18 protein-coding genes and 1 pseudogene are annotated in these 20,309 nt (G+C 56.4%); 7 read left to right on the top strand and 12 right to left on the bottom strand.

The window, feature by feature from the left end; translation table 11 throughout:
• Positions 1–120 precede the first annotated feature (120 nt).
• Positions 121–453, top strand: a complete 333-nt coding sequence (locus EQV24_RS18265; protein WP_020685435.1) for a YceK/YidQ family lipoprotein — start codon at positions 121–123, stop codon at positions 451–453.
• Here the strand turns inward: EQV24_RS18265 and EQV24_RS18260 are convergent.
• The 8 genes from EQV24_RS18260 to EQV24_RS18225 form a co-directional block, all read right to left on the bottom strand.
• On the bottom strand, positions 450–1,679 hold the full coding sequence (locus EQV24_RS18260; RefSeq protein ID WP_130626906.1) for a DUF3748 domain-containing protein: 1,230 nt from the start codon (positions 1,677–1,679) through the stop codon (positions 450–452). The genes EQV24_RS18265 and EQV24_RS18260 overlap by 4 nt on opposite strands.
• 50 nt (positions 1,680–1,729) lie before the next feature.
• A complete protein-coding gene (locus EQV24_RS18255) occupies positions 1,730–3,067 on the bottom strand; it encodes an MFS transporter (RefSeq protein WP_161496901.1) in 1,338 nt (445 codons plus the stop codon).
• 116 nt (positions 3,068–3,183) lie between these two features.
• Positions 3,184–4,332 carry a galactonate dehydratase gene (gene dgoD / locus EQV24_RS18250; protein ID WP_038982421.1) on the bottom strand — a complete coding sequence of 383 codons (1,149 nt, stop codon included), beginning with the start codon at positions 4,330–4,332 and terminating at the stop codon, positions 3,184–3,186.
• The gene (locus EQV24_RS18245) at positions 4,329–4,946 is read right to left on the bottom strand and encodes a 2-dehydro-3-deoxy-6-phosphogalactonate aldolase (protein ID WP_130626905.1); all 618 of its coding nucleotides are present in this window, start codon (positions 4,944–4,946) and stop codon (positions 4,329–4,331) included. Before EQV24_RS18245 ends, dgoD begins: the two co-directional genes overlap by 4 nt.
• Positions 4,930–5,808 (bottom strand): 2-dehydro-3-deoxygalactonokinase, encoded by an 879-nt coding sequence (locus EQV24_RS18240; RefSeq protein ID WP_130626904.1) that lies wholly within the window; start codon positions 5,806–5,808, stop codon positions 4,930–4,932. The genes EQV24_RS18245 and EQV24_RS18240 overlap by 17 nt, the downstream gene beginning before the upstream one ends.
• Positions 5,805–6,494 carry a D-galactonate utilization transcriptional regulator DgoR gene (dgoR, locus tag EQV24_RS18235; protein WP_003861109.1) on the bottom strand — a complete coding sequence of 230 codons (690 nt, stop codon included), beginning with the start codon at positions 6,492–6,494 and terminating at the stop codon, positions 5,805–5,807. The genes EQV24_RS18240 and dgoR overlap by 4 nt, the downstream gene beginning before the upstream one ends.
• A 226-nt stretch (positions 6,495–6,720) precedes the next feature.
• Positions 6,721–7,533, bottom strand: coding sequence for a sugar-phosphatase (gene yidA / locus EQV24_RS18230; RefSeq protein ID WP_130626903.1), 813 nt, complete (start codon positions 7,531–7,533; stop codon positions 6,721–6,723).
• 114 nt (positions 7,534–7,647) lie between these two features.
• Positions 7,648–8,673 (bottom strand): NAD(P)-dependent alcohol dehydrogenase, encoded by a 1,026-nt coding sequence (locus tag EQV24_RS18225; protein ID WP_013094782.1) that lies wholly within the window; start codon positions 8,671–8,673, stop codon positions 7,648–7,650.
• Between the two features lie 110 nt (positions 8,674–8,783).
• Here EQV24_RS18225 and EQV24_RS18220 point away from each other — a divergent pair.
• Positions 8,784–9,689 (top strand): annotated as a pseudogene (locus EQV24_RS18220) (LysR family transcriptional regulator); the annotation flags it as partial.
• Positions 9,690–9,753: 64 nt separating this feature from the next.
• Here the strand turns inward: EQV24_RS18220 and gyrB are convergent.
• Genes gyrB through dnaA form a run of 4 tightly spaced genes read right to left on the bottom strand, consistent with a single transcriptional unit; the run spans position 9,754 to position 15,769 of the window.
• Entirely contained in the window at positions 9,754–12,165 is a 2,412-nt protein-coding gene (gyrB, locus tag EQV24_RS18215; RefSeq protein ID WP_013094780.1) for a DNA topoisomerase (ATP-hydrolyzing) subunit B, read from the bottom strand.
• Positions 12,166–12,193: 28 nt separating this feature from the next.
• Complete coding sequence (gene recF / locus EQV24_RS18210; RefSeq protein ID WP_013094779.1) at positions 12,194–13,267, bottom strand: DNA replication/repair protein RecF; 1,074 nt, start codon at positions 13,265–13,267, stop codon at positions 12,194–12,196.
• Positions 13,267–14,367, bottom strand: coding sequence for a DNA polymerase III subunit beta (dnaN, locus tag EQV24_RS18205; protein WP_130626902.1), 1,101 nt, complete (start codon positions 14,365–14,367; stop codon positions 13,267–13,269). Before dnaN ends, recF begins: the two co-directional genes overlap by 1 nt.
• A gap of 4 nt (positions 14,368–14,371) precedes the next feature.
• A complete protein-coding gene (gene dnaA, locus EQV24_RS18200) occupies positions 14,372–15,769 on the bottom strand; it encodes a chromosomal replication initiator protein DnaA (protein ID WP_014830027.1) in 1,398 nt (465 codons plus the stop codon).
• Between the two features lie 637 nt (positions 15,770–16,406).
• Between dnaA and rpmH the strand changes: the two genes are divergently transcribed.
• The 5 genes from rpmH to mnmE all read left to right on the top strand — a co-directional run bounded on the left by rpmH (position 16,407) and on the right by mnmE (position 20,224).
• A complete protein-coding gene (rpmH, locus tag EQV24_RS18195) occupies positions 16,407–16,547 on the top strand; it encodes a 50S ribosomal protein L34 (RefSeq protein ID WP_000831330.1) in 141 nt (46 codons plus the stop codon).
• 16 nt (positions 16,548–16,563) lie between these two features.
• Positions 16,564–16,923, top strand: coding sequence for a ribonuclease P protein component (gene rnpA, locus EQV24_RS18190; protein ID WP_028028049.1), 360 nt, complete (start codon positions 16,564–16,566; stop codon positions 16,921–16,923).
• A complete protein-coding gene (gene yidD / locus EQV24_RS18185; protein WP_001307474.1) occupies positions 16,887–17,144 on the top strand; it encodes a membrane protein insertion efficiency factor YidD in 258 nt (85 codons plus the stop codon). The genes rnpA and yidD overlap by 37 nt, the downstream gene beginning before the upstream one ends.
• Before the next feature lie 2 nt (positions 17,145–17,146).
• On the top strand, positions 17,147–18,787 hold the full coding sequence (gene yidC / locus EQV24_RS18180) for a membrane protein insertase YidC (protein ID WP_020685445.1): 1,641 nt from the start codon (positions 17,147–17,149) through the stop codon (positions 18,785–18,787).
• A gap of 72 nt (positions 18,788–18,859) precedes the next feature.
• A complete protein-coding gene (mnmE, locus tag EQV24_RS18175) occupies positions 18,860–20,224 on the top strand; it encodes a tRNA uridine-5-carboxymethylaminomethyl(34) synthesis GTPase MnmE (RefSeq protein ID WP_020685446.1) in 1,365 nt (454 codons plus the stop codon).
• Positions 20,225–20,309: the final 85 nt, after the last annotated feature.

Here is a 20,309-nt window from a genome sequence, read left to right as displayed (position 1 = left end):
ACAAAGGGTTAAATTGCGATGGCTGCCACAGTGCGGGGTTATTGGGCTATTCATTTTCAACAAGGCTCGCTATAACCCAGAGTTGCAGGTCTATGCAGTGCCATTAACGATGACTGAGTGATGATGAAAAATGTTCTGATTAAGCTGACGATGTTCAGCGGGGTGGTTTTACTTTGCGGGTGTTCGAGCGTGATGTCTCACACCGGCGGTAAAGAAGGAACATATCCGGGGACGCGCGCCAGCGCGGCGATGATCTCCGATGATGACACGAACTGGGGCACCAAATCCCTGGTGATCCTCGATATGCCGTTCACGGCAGTGGCCGATACGCTTTTGCTGCCCTGGGATATGTTCCGCACGGACAGTTCCGTACGCTCGCGCGTTGAGAAAAGCGAGCAGCAAAATCTGGCAACCAACGCCGTTATCCCGCCCGCCGAGATGCCGCGACGCTAATCCTGTGCGGTTTCCGTTAGCCACAGCTGGCGGAAACCCTCTTTCTCCTCCATCCATGCAATAGCGCGCCCGTTCGGGGAAAAGACGACCGCATCGGCAGACGGCGGATTGCCGTGATCGGACGTCAAAAACGTGACTTCTCCGGTCTGCGCATCGCAGCAGGCGATACGATTTTCCAGCACAAATCCCAGACTGTCGCCCAAAGGATGCCAGTTGAATGCCGACTGGATACCGCTTTCGGTATGCGTTAACTGACGCGGCTCGCCCCCCTCCGGTGAGATCAGCCACAGCTGGACAATGCCGTTGTCATCACGCATCAGAAAAGCAATCTGCGTACCCTGCGGGTTGCTGCGCACCCAGTGGCGCGGCACGTTCACCAGCCCCGGATACGCCTTTTGATGGGTAAAGGTCAGACGGCGCTGCAGCACGCCAGCAGGCGGTGCTGGCATCGTCTCTGGCGTGCCCTGCAATGGCGTATCGCCTGCCTGTTTCCAGCCCTGCTCGTCTTTGGGCAGATCGACAATAAACAGTTCAGGCACTTTTTCGCCTTTCACAGACAGGGTATCGCCAATAAACGCCAGCCTGCCGTTGCCCACCCAGCCCTCTTCATAGGCGCGGTTGATCTCATCGCTGCCCGGCTGTGGGTTCGGCGTCGTGCGGCTTACCAGCACGCTCCAGAAGGTGCCCGGATATTCATGAGGATGGTTGCCCTGCGGGATGACCGGGCCAAAGGGTGCGGCGACGCCAACGTTACGTAAATCGAGCTTTGGATCGCGCTCATGCAACACATGGTCGTTATAGGTGAAGCTGACGAACTGCCCGTTCGGGCTAAAGACGTGTACATGGCTACCGCCACGGAGTGCGCCTGCGGTATAGGGCGCGGTGATATCCATGGCATCGAGGTTGCTCGCCTGGCCGTTATGGACAATCACGCCCTGGCGATGGTGAAAATCGTATTGCCAGTCTGCATCCGGGTTTTTCGGGCCGTGGATAAAGACGTATTTGTCTTGTGCAGGATGAACGGTCACCACCCCGACATGCGCGCCGTGCGTGGCACGATAAATCACCTCAACCTCGCCCGTACCGACGTTTACCCGCTCAATGGTTTCGCCGGTGAACGATGCCCCGGACGGGCGCACATCGTAGACCAGCCACTGGCTGTCCGGTGTCCAGGTATTGGTATTGGTGAGCTGGTGGTTGCGGGAAGCAAAGGTGATTTGTTTCATGGGATACCCTGATGCGCAGTTATCGCATCAGGGTAAAACATCCGCAGGGATTAGCCTACTCGTTTCACGTCGCCGACCAGCAGGATGTAGGAGAGCGCGCCAATCAACGCTACGGCAGAGATGTAGACCAGGGCCGGGCCAAAGCCGTAGTCCTGCGCCAGGTAGCCGATGACCAGCGGCACAGTGATCCCGCCGAGTCCACCGACGAAGTTGAACACACCACCGGTCAGGCCAATCAGACGCATCGGCGCCAGAGACGACACCAGCGACCAGGTGATAGAGGCAAAACCGTTGCCGAAGAACGCGAGCGCCATCAGGGTCATAATCCACACCGGATCGTTGGTGTAGTTGGCGCCCATGATACAGGTTGAGATCAGCAGCCCGCAGATAATCGGCGTTTTACGCGCAACACCTAATGAGACGCCTTTTTTGACCAGCTTATCCGCCAGCCAGCCCGAGAGCAGCACGCCAAAGAATGCGGCAAGGAACGGCACGGTGGTCATAAAGCCCGCTTTCAGCGCGGTAATCCCCTTTTCCTGGGTGAGGTAATTCGGGAACCAGGTCAGGAAGAACCACAGCGTCGACGTAACCGCAAACTGACCGAGATAAACCCCCACCAGCTTACGATGGAAGACCAGCTTCCAGTCCGCGCGGGTCAGCGGCTGACGCGCCTCTTTTTTCACTGGCGCATCGCCGTCTACCAGGCCGCCACCGTCGCGGATGTAGTCCAGTTCCGCTTTGGTGATATTTTTTGTCAGACGTGGCGGTTGATAGACCTTGAACCAGATCAGGGACCAGATAATGCCGATCCCACCGGTGACGATAAACACCCAGTGCCAACTTAGCAGTTCCTGGATCCAGATTAACAGCGGGGTCAGGAACGCCAGGCCGACAAACTGCCCGGAGGTGTAAAAGCCCACCGCAGAGGCACGTTCATGCTCCGGGAACCAGCTGGTGACCATACGGTTGTTGGTGGGGAACGCAGGTGCCTCGAAAACGCCGGTGATAGCACGCAGGCCAATCAGCGACATCAGCCCGGTCGCGAAGCCCTGGAACAGGGTCGCCACGGACCAGCCTAAAATGGCGATGAAGTAGGTCAGACGCGACCCCACGCGGTCGAGGAACCAGCCACCGGGGATTTGGCAGAGCGTATAGAGCCAGGCAAACGCCGAGAAGACGTAGCCCATTTCCGCCTTGGTGATCCCAAACTCTTCCTGAATATGGGCCGAGGCCACGGCAAGGTTGGCGCGGTCAACATAGCAAATGACCACGGTAATAAAGATCATGATTAGCGTCAGGTAGCGGCGACGCCCGGTCTTTGTAGCAGTAACTGGAATATCCATCGCAATCTGTCTCCAGATTTTGGGCATAGCGAAGCCGCTCACCATGCCCTGTAATTTACAGAGGGTTATATTTTTGTATGTACGTTTTTATTGCCCGGTGGCGCTTCGCTTACCGGGCCTACGAGAGAGTAGGCCGGATAAGCGTAGCGCCATCCGGCGATTTACCACTCGGCTACGGAGCCATCTTCATGACGCCACAGCGGGTTACGCCAGTCCGGCGCATTTTTACTGAGCTCAATGACTTTGGCTTCGTCAATGTCCACGCCAAGGCCCGGCTTCATTAATGGTTTGAAGAAACCGCCTTCCATGCTGAAGTCTTCTTTGTTTTTCACAAAGTCGAGCAATTCCGCGCCCTTGTTATAGTGAATACCCATGCTCTGTTCCTGGAACACGGCATTGCGGGAGACAAAATCCACGTGCAGGCAGGCCGCCAGCGCAACGGGCCCCAGCGGACAGTGCGGTGCCAGCGCCACATCGTAGGCTTCTGCCATCCCGGCAATTTTGTAGCATTCGGTGATACCGCCCGCATGGGAGAGATCCGGTTGCAGGATCGCAACACCGCCTGCCTCCAGCACACGTTTGAACTCGAAGCGCGAGAACATACGCTCACCTGCGGCGATAGGAATATGGGTCTGTTCAGCCAGTTTCGGATAGTACTCCGCCTGCTCGGCCAGGACGGGCTCTTCAATAAACAGCGGACGGTAGGGCTCCAGCTCTTTAATCAGCACTTTGGCCATTGGCGCACTGACGCGTCCGTGGAAGTCCAGACCAAACTCAATCTCGTTACCGAAAGCTTCACGGATTTGCGCCACGGTATTCACCGCCCGGTCCACCGCGCGCGAGTTGTCAATCACGCCCATCTCTTCACAGCCGTTGAGCTTAAAAGTATCGAAGCCGATATTGCGCAGCTGCGTAATGCCGTCGATCACTTCCGCAGGGCGGTCGCCACCCACCCAGCTGTAGGCTTTGATTTTGTCGCGTACCAGGCCGCCCATCAGCTGCCAGACCGGGGCATTCAGCACTTTGCCTTTGATATCCCACAGCGCCTGGTCAATACCGGCGATGGCGCTCATCAGGATTGGGCCACCGCGATAAAAGCCCGCCCGGTACATCACCTGCCACAGGTCGTTAATGCGTGCCGGATCCTGACCAATCAGGTATTCCCCCAGCTCATGCACCGCGGCCTCCACGGTGCGCGCGCGCCCTTCAATCACCGGCTCGCCCCAGCCAACCACGCCTTCATCGGTTTCAATTTTCAGGAACATCCAGCGCGGGGGTAAACGGTACGTGGTGAGTTTGGTTATTTTCATTGCACTGCCTCTCGATACGCTTTCACAAATGCTGCCGCCTGCTGCGCGGTACGCTCAACGGACTGTCCGGCGCGATAGAGATCGCTGCCCAGCCCCGCGCCCACACAACCGGCGTTAATCCACTGCGCCAGGTTTTCTGGCGTCACGCCGCCCACGGCAAAGACCGGCACGCTGGCGGGCAAGACCGCTTTCAGTGCTTTGATATAGTCAGGACCAAAGGCCAAAGAGGGGAAAATTTTGAGCGACTGCGCACCCGCATCGAGAGCGGTAAAGGCTTCGGTTGCCGTCGCGCATCCTGGACACACGGTCATCCCATGGCTCACCGCGCGGCGGATCACCTCGGGGTTGATGTTGGGGGTGACGATGAGCTTGCAGCCCATCTTTGCCAGCCTCTCCACCTGCTCCGGCTGCAAGACGGTTCCTGCGCCAATCAGCGCTTTATCACCAAAGGCCTCTACCACTGTCGGAATGCTTTTTTCCCATTCGGGGGAGTTGAGCGGGATTTCCACCGCGTCGAATCCGGCGTCGATCACGGCACCGACGTGCGCCAGCGCCTCGTCGGGGGTAATGCCGCGCAATATTGCGATAAGGGGAAGACTAGTTTGCCACTGCATGAGCGATGCTCCTTATTCCTGCCTGAAATGCCGTGTCACCGGATACCGTTGATACTTCACGGCCAATCGCGCGAAACGCCTGCTCGTAGCGCGACGTCAGCGCTGCACCAGCGACAATCGTGACAGCCTGCTCGCACCCGACGAACTCACGCATGCTGGCGACTTCTGCGCCAATCAGCAGGCCAGAAAGAAACTCGCTGACCTGCTCGCGCGGGAGATTTCCCAGCACGTGCGAGGCGCGAACCTCAAAAAGTTGCGGCAAAACATCAGGAGAAGCGATCCCACGAGCAAGGCCAGCAGCAAACGCCTCCGGCGACGGAACCTGCTCCGGTAAACCGGCCCCCAACAGCGAATGATTAAGCAGCAAATGGTGCAATTCGCCGGTCATTACGGTGCGAAAATCGTGGATATGCTCTGCATCTGCCTGGACCCACTTGCAGTGCGTGCCGGGCATGACGTAGACAGAAGAAGGAGAAAGCGTGCGCGCACCGAGCAGCTGTGTCTCTTCACCGCGCATCACGTTTTGGTTATCGTCGCGCGAGACGCACAAACCGGGAACAATCCAGATATTGTCGCCAACGGACGTTAACTGCTCGCCAATGGCGGAGAAAGGGGCAGGAACAGGCAGATAAGGCGCGATTTTCCAGCCCACGTTGCTGCCCACCATCCCCGCCATCACCACGGGCGTGGCGCTGTCGCGCCAGTTTTGTGTGACCTCTGCTAACACCGCCTCGGGGGATTTTCCGTTCAGACGCGTCACGCCTGCTTCTGATTGCCTGCTCTCCAGGCACTGCTCGCCCTGGTACAGCCAGGCGCGCAGATTGGTCGATCCCCAGTCAATTGCGATGTAGCGTGATGTCATGTGATTTCCTTCAGCCTTCGTGTTGAGCTGGCAATCATGGTGAGCGCCGCCTGCTCTGCCGCATCGCCGTCCTGATGCCGTATCGCATCGAACAGCGCTTTATGTTCCTGGAGCGTTTTTGGCATATTGGCCTCATCACCCATCCAGGTACGTTCAAATACTGCTCGCTGTAGCGAGCTGATCGCCACGCTAAGCTGCTGTAACACCGGGTTATGCACCGACTGCAGTACCGCCTCGTGGTAGCGAATATCCGCCTCGTTAAATGCCTCACGGTTCTGGTTATTGGCGATCATGTCGTTCAGCGCCGACTCAATCTGCGCCAGGTCACCTGAGGTGGCGCGCTCTGCCGCCCAGCGGGCGATAGCCGGTTCTACCAGGTTTCGTACCTCGCTCATGGCGCCAATCAGCCGCGGGTCGTAATCGTTTTCCAGTACCCACTGCAGAACATCGGTATCGAGGTAGTTCCACTGGTTGCGCGGGGCAACAAACGCGCCGCGATAGCGTTTCATTTCAATCAGCCGCTTCGCCATCAGCGAGCGGAACACTTCCCGGATGATGTTGCGGGAGGTTTCAAACTCCTCACACAGTTCTGCCTCTGCCGGCAGCGGCGAGCCGGGAACATATTTGCCACCCACAATCTGTGTACCCAGCGTGATGACAATGCGATCGGTTTTATTGAGAGTCATGGAGAGTCCTTGTGCTCTGTAAGTCCATCACTACTTTACCGCGACCGCTGAATTTCGCCTCACTTTTGCAGTACAAACGTGAGGCCTTTCGCCTTTGCTGTGGTGACAATGTAGTACAATCAATTAATGTTGTACTACAATCCAGATCACAAAAAGAACAATTCAATAAACTCAGGGCCAAAAAAAGCCCCGGTTGATAACCGAGGCTGATGATTAAGGGCGACTGTTAGGAGAGGACAAATTTCTCAATCGCGTAAGCCACGCCGTCTTCCAGGTTAGATTTGGTGACGAAGTTCGCCACTTCTTTCACTGACGGGATGGCGTTTTCCATCGCCACGCCCATACCCGCGTATTCAATCATTGCGATGTCGTTTTCCTGATCGCCCAGGGCCATGATCTCTTCAGGCTTAATGCCCAGCGCGTCGGCAAGCGACTTCACGCCGGTGCCCTTATTGACGCGTTTATCGAGGATTTCGAGGAAGTACGGTGCGCTTTTCAGCACGGTGTATTTCTCTTTGACCTCCGCCGGGATGCGCGCAATGGCTTTATCGAGGATCTCTGGCTCATCGATCATCATCACTTTCAGGAACTGAGTGTTCGGATCCATTTTTTCTGCTTCACAGAACACCAGCGGAATGGTGGCGACATACGATTCGTGCACGGTGTAATAGCTGATGTCGCGGTTAGCGGTGTAGAGCGTTGTACGATCGAGCGCGTGGAAGTGAGACCCGACTTCACAGGACAGTTTTTCCAGGAACAGATAGTCATCATAATTCAGCGCGGTTTGCGCAACCGTGCTGCCGTCCGCCGCTTTCTGCACCAGCGCGCCGTTATAGGTGATGCAGTAATCACCCGGCTGATTCATGTGTAGCTCTTTGAGGTAGCTGTGCACGCCCGCATACGGACGCCCGGTGGTCAGTACCACATTCACGCCCTTTGCGCGCGCCGCGGCGATTGCGTTTTTAACGGCTGGAGAGATAGTGTGGTCTGGCAGCAGCAGCGTGCCGTCCATATCGATTGCAATGAGTTTGATAGCCATGAGGTCCCCGGGATAAATGAGTGCTACCTCATGCTAACGCGATTAAGCACACAAAAATAGAGCTACATTGCGCAACAGAAAACCCCTTTTTCCGCAATCCCGGGGAACGTTGGCTCACTCGCGGGTGAGGACGATTTTACCAAACGCGCCGCGATCGAGGTGTTCCAGCGCCTGCTCCAGCTGGTCAAAACGGTAGCGCTGCTCAATGACCGGTTTCAGCCCTGTCACCTCCACGGCGCGGACAAACTCTTCCAGCGCACGGCGATGCCCGACACCAATCCCCTGAATAACCGGGGATTTCAGCAACAACTCACCCGCTGATAGCGTAATCTCGCTCCCGGCCAGCACGCCAATCACCGAGATGCGTCCATGAACGGCGACGGCACGCAGGGAGTGCTGCAGGTTTTCTCCCCCCACGGTTTCAATTATGTGGTCAATGCCGCGATCCTGAGTCAGCGTTAAAAGCGCTTCAGCCCAGTCGCCTTTCAGCCGGTTGATACCCCGATCGGCTCCCAGTTTTTTAGCCCGCGCCAGCTTTTCATCACTCCCCGAAGTCACGTAAACCTCTGCACCGAGTGCTTTTGCAATTTGCAATGCGAAAATCGCCACCCCGCCGGTGCCTTGTACCAGCACCGATTGTCCGGCTCGCAAGTTCCCGCGCTCCACCAGCGCAAACCAGGCGGTTAGCCCTGCACAAGGTAATGTGCTGGCCTCAACGTCATCCAGGGTTTCCGGAGCGGCCACCAGCCCGTTTTCATTCACGATCACGTACTCAGCCAGCATCCCCGGGAAGTACCCTCCGCTCGTTTTATAGGGCAAATGACGGGCATCCGCCTGCGGCCTGCCGTCGATCCACTCCGGGAAGAACGTCGAGATGACGCGAGCGCCGGGTTGAAAACGCGTCACGCCTTCACCGATGCTGTCCACCACGCCGGCCATGTCAGACGCCGGTGTGAACGGGAAGGAAAGCGGGATCGGCATCATGCCTTCAATAACCATTTTATCGCGATAGTTGAGCGCAACGGCATTCACCCGCACGCGCACTTCGCCTGGACCTGGCTTCGGAACAGGTTCCTGGGTGAGTTTAAGATTCTCCCGTCCGAGAGCGTTCATTGACCAGCGTTGCATTGTCTCTGCCATCGTTTTTCTCCTGCCGTTAAATAAGCTTCAGTATCGACAGTCTACCGTTGACTCTTTGTTGCCAGTGGCGATAACTTTTCCCACTATTGACGCCATAATGTAAACAATCCATGACCAGTACGCTGAAGGATATTCCCGTTTTCGTGGCCGCCGTGGAGGCGGGCAGTTTTGCGCAGGCCGCGATCCGCCTGCATTTGTCGCGCTCCGCGGTGGGGAAAAGCATCGCTCGCCTGGAAGAGCGGCTGGGGGTCCGACTGTTTCACCGCACCACCCGCAGCCAAAGCCTGACCGATAACGGGGCGCTTTTTTACGAGCGCTGCCTGCGCGCGCTGGACGAGATTAGGGGCGCGGAATCGCTGCTGGAAACGGGGAAGCAGCAGATCAGCGGCCGCCTGCGTGTGGCCATGCCGGTGCTGTTTGGTCGCCAGTGCGTCGCGCCACTGCTGATAGAACTGGCGCAGGAACATCCCGGTCTTGAACTGGAAATGTCATTCAGCGACCGCGTGGTGGATCTCGTAGAGGAAGGGTTTGATATGGCGGTGCGCAACGGCACGCTGCAGGACAGTAGCGTTCTGGTCGCCAGAAGGCTGGGAGAACACCGCATGGTGCTCTGTGCTGCGCCAGAATATCTGCAAAAAAGCGGTCAGCCAGACACCGTTGCTGATTTACCCCACCATACTGCCATTAACTATCTGCGGGCAGGCAGAGTGTTACCCTGGCAGCTGGTGGATAACGAAGGGAGATCGCACACCTTTACTCCCCGCTCATCCCTCAATATGGATGATTTGCAGGCGATTTGCGACGCAGCGCTGGCAGGATACGGCATTGCATGGTTGCCCTGCTGGATGGCCCGCAGAGAAATACAGCAGGGGAAACTCATCCCGCTTTTAAAGCAGGCGCCGGACGTACGCTTCGACGTTCATGCAGTCTGGCAACAGACGCCGCATCTGCCACTCAGAGTCAGAATTGCCATCGATACGCTTGCCAGCCGTTTACCGTCAGTGCTGTCGCTGGATATGCCTGAGCCAAAAAAAAAAGCCGCGCTAAATGCGCGGCCTGAGTCGTGCTGTATAACAACGATTAAATATCGATATTCGCCGCTTTCAGCGCATTCTCTTCGATGAAGGCACGACGAGGTTCAACCGCATCGCCCATCAGGGTCGTGAACAACTGGTCGGCAGCAATCGCGTCTTTAACGGTAACGCGCAGCATGCGACGGCTTTCCGGATCCATGGTGGTTTCCCACAGCTGATCCGGGTTCATTTCGCCCAGACCTTTATAACGCTGGATTGAGAGGCCGCGACGGGACTCTTTCACCAGCCATTCCAGCGCCTGTTCGAAGCTGGCCACCGGCTGGCGACGTTCGCCACGTTCGATGAACGCATCGTCTTCAATCAGACCACGCAGCTTCTCGCCAAGAGTGCAGATACGACGGTATTCCGGGCCGGTCACAAACTCGTGCTCCAGCGGGTAATCGGTATCGACGCCGTGGGTACGCACGCGAATAATCGGCTCAAACTGCTGCGCCGCGTTCTGCTGAACGTCGAACTTCCACTGGCTACCGTGCTGCTCTTTCTCGTTCAGCTCGCTCACCAGCGCGTTCACCCAGCGGGTCACCGCCTGCTCGTTGCTCAGATCGGCTTCAGTCAGGGTTGGCTGATAGATCAGCTCCTTCAGCAGCGCTTTTGGATAGCGACGCTCCATACGACCAATCATTTTCTGCGTGGCGTTGAACTCAGACACCAGACGCTCCAGCGGCTCACCTGCCAGTGCCGGAGCGCTGGAGTTCGCATGCAGGGTCGCACCATCAAGTGCGATCGCGATTTGGTACTGATCCATCGCGTCGTCATCTTTGATGTACTGTTCCTGTTTGCCTTTCTTCACTTTGTACAGCGGCGGCTGTGCAATGTAGACGTGGCCGCGTTCAACGATTTCCGGCATCTGACGGTAGAAGAAGGTCAACAGCAGCGTACGGATGTGCGAGCCGTCGACGTCCGCATCGGTCATGATGATGATGCTGTGATAGCGCAGCTTGTCCGGGTTGTATTCGTCACGACCAATGCCGCAGCCCAGCGCGGTGATCAGCGTCGCCACTTCCTGAGAAGAGAGCATTTTGTCGAAACGCGCTTTCTCAACGTTGAGGATTTTACCTTTCAACGGCAGGATGGCCTGGTTCTTACGGTTACGGCCCTGCTTCGCAGAACCGCCCGCGGAGTCCCCTTCCACAAGGTACAGTTCGGACAGCGCCGGGTCGCGTTCCTGGCAGTCAGCCAGTTTGCCCGGCAGACCCGCTAAGTCCAGCGCGCCTTTACGGCGGGTCATTTCACGGGCTTTACGCGCCGCTTCACGGGCACGCGCTGCATCGATAATTTTACCGACAACAATTTTCGCGTCGTTCGGGTTTTCCTGCAGGTAGTCGCTCAGCAGTTCGTTCATCTGCTGTTCAACCGCCGATTTCACCTCAGAGGAGACCAGCTTGTCTTTGGTCTGTGAGGAGAACTTCGGATCCGGCACTTTCACGGAGACAACAGCAATCAGGCCTTCACGGGCGTCATCACCGGTGGCACTGACTTTCGCTTTTTTGCTGTAGCCTTCTTTGTCCATGTAGGCGTTCAGGGTACGGGTCATCGCCGCACGGAAGCCCGCAAGGTGCGTACCACCGTCACGCTGTGGAATGTTGTTGGTGAAGCAGTAGATGTTTTCCTGGAAACCGTCGTTCCACTGCAGAGCCACTTCCACGCCGATACCGTCTTTTTCCGTAGAGAAATAGAAGATATTTGGGTGAATTGGCGTTTTGTTCTTGTTCAGGTATTCAACGAACGCTTTGATACCACCTTCATAGTGGAAGTGGTCTTCTTTGTTGTCGCGTTTGTCACGCAGACGAATTGAGACGCCGGAGTTCAGGAACGACAGTTCACGCAGGCGTTTTGCCAGGATGTCGTACTCGAACTCGGTGACGTTGGTGAAGGTTTCGAGGCTCGGCCAGAAACGCACCATGGTACCGGTTTTTTCGGTATCGCCGGTCACGGCCAGCGGCGCTTCAGGCACGCCGTGCTGATAGATCTGGCGGTGAATTTTGCCTTCGCGCTGGATAACCAGTTCCAGTTTCTGCGACAGGGCGTTTACCACGGAAACACCTACGCCGTGCAGGCCGCCGGAGACTTTATAGGAGTTATCGTCAAATTTACCGCCTGCGTGCAGAACGGTCATGATCACTTCTGCAGCAGACACGCCCTCTTCCGGATGGATACCGGTCGGGATACCACGGCCGTCATCCTGTACGGAAACGGAGTTATCGGCGTGGATGGTGACGATAATGTCTTTACAGTGACCCGCGAGCGCTTCGTCGATAGCGTTATCTACCACCTCGAATACCATGTGGTGCAGACCGGTGCCGTCATCCGTATCGCCGATATACATACCCGGGCGCTTACGCACCGCATCCAGCCCTTTCAGGACTTTGATACTGGAGGAGTCATAAGAATTCGACATCAACGTTTCTCGCTCATTTCAACTTGGGTTAATCCGTTATTTTACCCTTTTCCACGGTAAACATCTTCGAATTTTCGTCCGACATGTCCATAACGTGTTCAGCGCTAATGGCGCTGACGAAAACCTGCGACTGCGTGGCTTTCAGGCGGCTGGCAAGCAGCCCGCGCCGCGCGTCGTCAAGTTCCGAGGCAAAATCATCTATCAGGTACAGGCAGCGTCGCCCGCTTTCGCGGGTGAGGAACTCCCCCTGCGCCAGGCGCAGCGCGCACATCAGGAGCTTGAGCTGCCCGCGCGACAGGGTGTCTTCTACCGGCGCACCGTCAGCACGAATGCGGAAATCCGCCTTGTGCGGGCCGTGCGCGGTGTAGGTCAACATACGGTCGCGCTCGAAGTTTCTCTCCAGCACCTCGGCATAATCCGTCTCTTTTTCCCAGCCGCGCTGGAAGGAGAAGGTGAGAGAAAATTCAGGTAAAAACTGTTTGCAGGTGTCGGCCATATCTTCGGCGATGCCTGCGCTGTATTCGGCACGCCAGCGGCTGATTTGTTCCGCAAGAGGAATTAATTCCATGTCCCACGGGCGCAGCTGGGCGTAGCGCGTGACCTGGCGCAATGCGGCGTTACGCTGCTTAAGCAGACGCTTCAGGTTGCTCCAGGCGTTAAAGAAACCGGCTTCGTTGTGAAAGCATCCCCAGTCGAGGAACGCTCTTCTGTATTTGGGGCCGCCGTTGAGTAAAGTAAACCCCTCCGGCGTGATCAGCTGCATCGGCATCAGCAGCGCCAGCTCCGCCACTTTGTGGCCGTCGGTACCGTCGATGCGCACCTTGCTGTCGCCCTGCTTGTCTTTGGTCAGGCCAATGGCGGTTTCCCGCTCCTCACCCTGCAAACGCCCGTGCAGGACAAAGGATTCCTGTTCGTGGCGAATCACGCGACCAATCTGCAAACTGCGAAACGCCCGGCCATGGCCGAGCGTATAGATGGCTTCAAGCACGCTGGTTTTGCCGCTGCCGTTTGCGCCAACCAGGAAGTTAAAGCCAGGGGATAAAGCGAGATCCGCGCTTTCGATATTGCGAAAGTCGCGGATCAACAGACGGGTGAGCGACATTACAGTCTCATTGGCATAACAACATACGCAGCCGACTGTGATGCGGCATCTTCAATCTGTACGCTCGAAACGGAGTCAGTCAGCAGAATGCGAACGTTCTCGCATTTCAGTGCATTCAGCACGTCCAGCACGTAGCTGACGTTAAACCCGATTTCCATCTCCGCCCCGGCGTAGCTGACGTCCAGAATCTCTTCTGCTTCTTCCTGCTCCGGGTTGTTGGCGGTGATTTTGATCTGGTTTTCACTTACGTACAGGCGCACACCGCGGAATTTCTCGTTCGAGAGAATGGCCGCACGGGCAAACGCCTGCTTGAGGCTATCGCAACCCGCTTCCAGCGTTTTGTCCGGGTTCTTCGGCAATACGCGGCGATAATCCGGGAAACGACCGTCAACCAGCTTGGATGTGAAGACGAAATCGCCCACGTGAGCGCGGATGTTGTTGCTGCCGATCTGCACGCGCAGCGGCGTGTCGCCACCGTCGAGCATACGCATCAGCTCAATTACGCCTTTACGCGGCACAATCACCGAATGGTTTGGTAGTGAGTCGCCAATTGGCATGGAACAGACCGCCAGACGGTGGCCGTCGGTGGCCACGGTACGCAGCTCTTCCCCTTCGGTTTCGAACAGCATGCCGTTTAAATAGTAACGAACGTCCTGGTGCGCCATAGAGAACTGCGTGGCTTCAATCAGACGCTTCATCGTCGCCTGCGGCAGGGTGAATTCGACTTCACTTTGCCAGTCGTCCAGGTTCGGGAAGTCCGCAGCAGGCAGCGTGGAGAGGGAGAAACGGCTGCGGCCAGAACGCACCAGCATGCGGTCGCCTTCCAGCTGCACCGCGATCTCTGCGCCTTCCGGCAGCCCGCGGCAGATATCAAAGAATTTACGTGCCGGAACCGTGGTCGCGCCTGCGTCATGCGGCTGAGTCAGCGTAACGCGCGCGATCATTTCCATTTCCAGGTCTGTGCCGGTCAGCGACAGCGTACCGTCCGCGACCTGAAGCAGCAGGTTTCCGAGAATAGGCAGCGTTGGGCGGCCACCTAGTGGGCCACTCACCTGTTGCAGCGGTTTTAATAAATGTTCACGTTCAACGGTAAATTTCATAGCGTCACGATGATAATGTTCTGATTAAATTGGAAAAATCTTCTTTTATGTCGTGGCTTTCTTCGCGTAACTGCTCAATCTTGCGACAAGCGTGCAGCACGGTCGTATGGTCACGGCCACCAAACGCATCGCCGATCTCCGGCAGACTGTGGTTGGTTAACTCCTTTGCCAGCGCCATCGCCATCTGACGCGGGCGCGCCACCGAGCGGGAACGACGTTTAGACAGTAAATCTGCCACTTTGATTTTGTAGTACTCGGCCACCGTCTTCTGAATGTTGTCGATAGTGACCAGTTTTTCCTGTAGTGCCAGCAGATCGCGCAGCGCTTCACGCACAAAATCGATAGTGATCGCGCGGCCGGTAAAGTTGGCATTGGCGATGACGCGGTTCAGCGCCCCTTCCAGCTCACGAACGTTGGAACGCAGACGCTTGGCAATAAAGAACGCCACTTCACCCGGCAGGCGAATGTCGTTCTCATCGGCTTTTTTCATCAGGATCGCGACGCGGGTTTCCAGTTCCGGCGGCTCGATCGCCACGGTCAGGCCCCAGCCGAAGCGGGATTTCAGACGATCTTCCACACCGTTGATCTCTTTTGGATAACGATCCGAGGTCAAAATGATCTGCTGGTTACCTTCCAGCAGCGCATTGAAGGTGTGGAAAAACTCCTCCTGCGATCGTTCTTTATTCGCAAAGAACTGAATGTCATCGATCAGCAGCGCATCAACAGAACGATAATAGCGTTTAAACTCTTCGATCGCATTGTTTTGCAGGGCCTTTACCATGTCCTGAACGAAGCGCTCGGAGTGCATATACACCACTTTCGCATTTGGCTTGCGCGCCATAATGCCGTTACCCACCGCGTGCAGAAGGTGCGTTTTACCCAGACCCGTGCCGCCATAGAGGAACAGCGGGTTATAGGCTCCACCGGGGTTGTCTGCCACCTGGCGAGCCGCCGCGCGTGCCAGCTGGTTCGATTTACCTTCCACGAAGTTATCGAAGGTGTGTTTGACGTTAACGTTAGAGCGGTAGGTCGGTTCTGCCGGGGCAGGCACATTATCCCAACCCGGACGTGCAGCAGGAGCAACGCGAGGAGCCGGAGCGGGTGCCGCCTGAGCAGGCGCTGCCACGTTTACGGTTTCGCGCACCGTCTGGGTAACCGGCTTTGTGCCTACTTCAAAGCGCAGCTGCGGGGCATCTGACCCGCAGAAATCATTCAGCAGTCCGTTGATGTTATTAAGGTACTTGTCCCTTACCCAATCGAGCACAAAACGGTTTGGCGCATACAAAGCCAGCGTGTTATCGCTCAGTTCCGCCTGCAACGGGCGGATCCACATACTGAATTCTGTGGCTGGTAACTCATCCTGCAATCGGGCAAGACACTGCTGCCAAAGCGAAAGTGACACGGCGGACTCCACTCGAACAATAAAAGAAAACTATTGAATATTCATGATTGTTGGCGCACATCGACATGACCCAATGAGGGGGATGTGCGAACCGCTATCTGCGGTTATACACGCCATCGTTGAAACAACCTGAACGATATTGTGTTTATGCCCGGCCAGGATCGCTGGATCCCGATCGGGACCGCGGATCATAGCCTAAACTGAGCCAGAGATCTTCTGTTTCTCACAGATTCTTCCCGATTTATCCACAGGAAGATCCGAAACCGGGTAAGTGTAAACGATCCTGGCGGGAGTGCCCCACGATTTAGCCCGCATATTGGAAAATTTAATGAGAACAGACAATTTTTTGCTTAAATGATCTAACGAAGATCCAGGACGATCCTTGCGCTTTGTTGATGAGACCGTATAATCCTCGACCCGGCGCGTGATGCTCTTCTTCCTGCGTCGTCCGTTGCTCATTTTCCACGCGAAATCGTGCGGAAATACGCGGGAAATAAGGAAAGAGAATTGACTCCGGAGTGTACAATTATTACAATCCGGCCTCTTTAATCACCCACGCTGAGGCGTTAGTCGTTCGAATCTCGTTCGGGTATACGCAAAAGTCAGTGAATTTATTCAAGTTTAGGTAGAAATCGCCATGAAACGCACTTTTCAACCGTCTGTACTGAAGCGCAACCGTTCTCACGGCTTCCGTGCTCGTATGGCTACTAAAAATGGTCGTCAGGTTCTGGCACGTCGTCGTGCTAAAGGCCGCGCTCGTCTGACCGTTTCCAAGTAATAAAGCTAACCCCTGAGTGGTTAAGCTAGCATTTCCCAGGGAGTTACGTTTGTTAACTCCCGCTCATTTCACTTTCGTCTTCCAGCAGCCACTACGGGCTGGCACGCCGCAAATCACCATCCTCGGCCGCCAAAATTCGCTGGGGCATCCCCGCATCGGTCTTACTGTCGCCAAGAAAAACGTTAAGCGTGCGCATGAACGCAACCGGATTAAACGTCTGACGCGTGAAAGCTTCCGTTTACGTCAGCACGAACTGCCTTCTATGGATTTCGTGGTGGTGGCGAAAAAAGGGGTTGCCGACCTCGATAACCGTGCTCTCTCGGAAGCGTTGGAAAAATTATGGCGCCGCCACTGTCGCCTGGCTCGCGGGTCCTGATAGCCCTCATTCGGGTCTATCAACGCCTGATTAGTCCGCTACTCGGGCCGCACTGCCGTTTCACGCCAACATGCTCAAGCTACGGAATTGAGGCATTGCGCAGGTTTGGAGTGATAAAAGGCAGTTGGTTGACGGTGAAACGCGTATTAAAATGCCACCCTTTACACCCAGGTGGAGACGACCCCGTCCCCCCAGGACCCTTTGATACCAGAGAACACTAACGATGGATTCGCAACGCAATCTTCTTATCATCGCTTTGTTGTTCGTGTCTTTCATGATCTGGCAGGCATGGGAGCAGGATAAAAATCCTCAACCCCAGCAGCAGACCACGCAGACAACGAGCAGCCAGGGGAGTGCCGCCGACCAGGGCGTACCGGCCAGTGGCCAGGGGAAACAGATTACGGTTAAGACCGATGTGCTTGAGCTGACTATCAACACCCGTGGTGGTGATGTTGAGCAGGCGCTGCTGTTGACCTACCCGAAAGAGCTGAAGTCTACCGAGCCGTTCCAGTTACTGGAAACCACGCCAGAGTTTATCTACCAGGCGCAGAGCGGCCTGACCGGTCGTGATGGCCCGGATAACCCGGCTAACGGTGCGCGTCCACTGTACAACGTCGAAAACGACACCTTTGTACTGGCTGATGGCCAGAACGAACTCGTTATTCCGATGACCTACACCGACGCGGCAGGCAACACCTTCACTAAAACCTTCACCCTGAAACGCGGTGAATATGCAGTAAACGTGGGCTACAGCGTACAGAACGCCGGTGCGAAACCGCTTGAAGTATCGACCTTTGGTCAGCTGAAGCAGTCCATCAATCTGCCGTCTCACCGTGACACCGGAAGCAGCAACTTTGCGCTGCATACCTTCCGTGGCGCGGCATACTCCACGCCTGACGCGAAGTATGAGAAATACAAATTCGACACCATTGCCGATAACGAAAACCTGAACGTCAGCTCCAAAGGCGGTTGGGTGGCAATGTTGCAGCAGTATTTCGCAACGGCATGGATCCCAAATAACGACGGTACCAATAACTTCTACACCGCGAATCTGGGCAACGGTATTGCGGCTATCGGCTACAAATCTCAGCCGGTTCTGGTTCAGCCGGGTCAAACCGGTAAGCTGGCAAGCACCCTGTGGGTCGGCCCGGAAATCCAGGACAAAATGGCTGCTGTTGCACCGCACCTGGATCTGACCGTTGACTACGGCTGGTTGTGGTTCATCTCTCAGCCGCTGTTCAAGCTGCTGAAGTTCATCCACAGCTTCCTGGGTAACTGGGGCTTCTCCATCATCGTTATCACCTTCATCGTACGTGGCATCATGTACCCGCTGACCAAAGCGCAGTACACCTCCATGGCGAAGATGCGTATGCTGCAGCCGAAGATTCAGGCAATGCGCGAGCGTCTGGGCGATGACAAACAGCGTCAGAGCCAGGAGATGATGGCCCTGTATAAAGCAGAGAAAGTGAACCCGCTGGGTGGCTGCTTCCCGCTGCTGATTCAGATGCCAATCTTCCTTGCGCTGTACTACATGCTGATGGGTTCCGTTGAGCTGCGCCATGCGCCGTTCGCGCTGTGGATCCATGACCTGTCCGCACAGGACCCGTACTACATCCTGCCGATCCTGATGGGCGTGACGATGTTCTTCATCCAGAAGATGTCTCCGACCACCGTGACCGACCCGATGCAGCAGAAGATCATGACCTTTATGCCGGTCATCTTCACCGTGTTCTTCCTGTGGTTCCCGTCAGGTCTGGTGCTGTACTATATCGTCAGCAACCTGGTGACCATCATCCAGCAGCAGCTGATTTACCGTGGTCTGGAAAAACGTGGCCTGCATAGCCGCGAAAAGAAAAAGTCCTGATTCGGTAAGTTAACGCTAAAATAAGGGCGGTCGATTGACCGCCTTTTTTATTTGTATTGAACGAGAGCAACCATGAGCCATAACGACACTATCGTCGCCCAGGCAACCCCACCGGGACGCGGTGGTGTAGGCATTTTGCGTATCTCCGGCCTGAAGGCGCGCGAGGTCGCTGAAGCGGTGCTGGGTAAACTGCCAAAGCCGCGCTACGCTGATTATCTGCCGTTTAAAGACAGCGACGGTACCCCACTGGACCAGGGCATTGCGCTGTGGTTCCCCGGCCCGAACTCCTTTACTGGTGAAGACGTGCTGGAGCTGCAGGGTCACGGTGGCCCGGTCATCCTCGACCTGCTGTTAAAACGTATTCTGACTCTGCCGGGCCTGCGCATTGCGAAGCCGGGCGAGTTCTCCGAACGTGCCTTCCTCAACGACAAGCTCGACCTGGCGCAAGCCGAGGCGATTGCAGACCTGATCGACGCCAGCTCTGAACAGGCGGCTCGCTCTGCTCTGAACTCGTTGCAGGGCGCGTTTTCCGCACGCGTAAATCACCTTGTGGAAGCACTTACTCACCTCAGGATCTACGTCGAAGCAGCGATTGACTTCCCGGATGAAGAAATCGACTTTCTCTCTGACGGTAAAATTGAAGCCCAGCTCAATGACGTGATGGCCGATCTCGATGCCGTTCGCGCCGAAGCGCGCCAGGGGAGCCTGCTGCGTGAAGGGATGAAGGTGGTCATCGCGGGTCGTCCAAACGCCGGGAAATCGAGCCTGCTGAACGCCCTCGCGGGCCGTGAGGCGGCGATCGTGACCGACATCGCCGGGACCACCCGCGACGTGCTGCGCGAGCATATTCACATCGACGGCATGCCGTTGCATATCATCGACACTGCGGGTCTGCGTGATGCCAGCGACGAAGTGGAGCGTATTGGTATCGAGCGCGCCTGGCAGGAGATTGAGCAGGCCGACCGTGTGCTGTTTATGGTAGATGGCACCACGACCGACGCCGTAGACCCGGCGGAGATCTGGCCGGACTTTATCGCCCGTCTGCCAGCTAAACTGCCGATCACCGTGGTGCGTAACAAAGCAGACGTCACCGGCGAAACGCTGGGCATCAGCGATGTGAATGGTCACTCACTTATCCGTCTGTCGGCCCGCACCGGCGAGGGCGTTGACGACCTGCGTAACCATCTCAAGCAGAGCATGGGCTTTGACACCAGCATGGAAGGCGGCTTCCTGGCGCGGCGTCGCCACCTGCAGGCGCTGGAAGAGGCGGCACGTCACCTCGAGCAGGGCAAAGCGCAGCTGATTGGCGCATGGGCGGGGGAATTGCTGGCGGAAGAGTTGCGCCTGGCGCAGCAGAATCTGAGTGAGATCACCGGGGAGTTTACGTCGGACGATCTGCTTGGGAGGATCTTCTCGAGCTTCTGTATTGGTAAGTGACCCCCGTTACTGAAGGGTGATTTCCCCCAGGAAATCACCCTTGTCCAGTCGATTGCCGTACTCAAAGAGAGCCATCCGGCCGAAA

Source organism: Enterobacter sp. A8 (assembly GCF_004296595.1).
Taxonomy (GTDB): Bacteria; Pseudomonadota; Gammaproteobacteria; order Enterobacterales; family Enterobacteriaceae; genus Enterobacter; species Enterobacter cloacae.
This window is presented reverse-complemented; position numbering and strand designations above follow the sequence as displayed.

What these genes read in the sequence shown, in the direction of transcription:
- EQV24_RS18255 (WP_161496901.1), bottom strand. Translation starts at nt 3,067, where the DNA reads ATGGTGAGCGGCTTCGCTATGCCCAAAATCTGGAGACAGATTGCGATG.
- dgoD (WP_038982421.1), bottom strand. Translation starts at nt 4,332, where the DNA reads ATGAAAATAACCAAACTCACCACGTACCGTTTACCCCCGCGCTGGATG.
- yidC (WP_020685445.1), top strand. Translation starts at nt 17,147, where the DNA reads ATGGATTCGCAACGCAATCTTCTTATCATCGCTTTGTTGTTCGTGTCT.
- gyrB (WP_013094780.1), bottom strand. Translation starts at nt 12,165, where the DNA reads ATGTCGAATTCTTATGACTCCTCCAGTATCAAAGTCCTGAAAGGGCTG.
- dnaN (WP_130626902.1), bottom strand. Translation starts at nt 14,367, where the DNA reads ATGAAATTTACCGTTGAACGTGAACATTTATTAAAACCGCTGCAACAG.
- EQV24_RS18260 (WP_130626906.1), bottom strand. Translation starts at nt 1,679, where the DNA reads ATGAAACAAATCACCTTTGCTTCCCGCAACCACCAGCTCACCAATACC.
- EQV24_RS18225 (WP_013094782.1), bottom strand. Translation starts at nt 8,673, where the DNA reads ATGGCAGAGACAATGCAACGCTGGTCAATGAACGCTCTCGGACGGGAG.
- EQV24_RS18265 (WP_020685435.1), top strand. Translation starts at nt 121, where the DNA reads ATGATGAAAAATGTTCTGATTAAGCTGACGATGTTCAGCGGGGTGGTT.
- EQV24_RS18245 (WP_130626905.1), bottom strand. Translation starts at nt 4,946, where the DNA reads ATGCAGTGGCAAACTAGTCTTCCCCTTATCGCAATATTGCGCGGCATT.
- yidA (WP_130626903.1), bottom strand. Translation starts at nt 7,533, where the DNA reads ATGGCTATCAAACTCATTGCAATCGATATGGACGGCACGCTGCTGCTG.
- recF (WP_013094779.1), bottom strand. Translation starts at nt 13,267, where the DNA reads ATGTCGCTCACCCGTCTGTTGATCCGCGACTTTCGCAATATCGAAAGC.
- EQV24_RS18240 (WP_130626904.1), bottom strand. Translation starts at nt 5,808, where the DNA reads ATGACATCACGCTACATCGCAATTGACTGGGGATCGACCAATCTGCGC.
- yidD (WP_001307474.1), top strand. Translation starts at nt 16,887, where the DNA reads ATGGCGCCGCCACTGTCGCCTGGCTCGCGGGTCCTGATAGCCCTCATT.
- mnmE (WP_020685446.1), top strand. Translation starts at nt 18,860, where the DNA reads ATGAGCCATAACGACACTATCGTCGCCCAGGCAACCCCACCGGGACGC.
- dgoR (WP_003861109.1), bottom strand. Translation starts at nt 6,494, where the DNA reads ATGACTCTCAATAAAACCGATCGCATTGTCATCACGCTGGGTACACAG.
- rpmH (WP_000831330.1), top strand. Translation starts at nt 16,407, where the DNA reads ATGAAACGCACTTTTCAACCGTCTGTACTGAAGCGCAACCGTTCTCAC.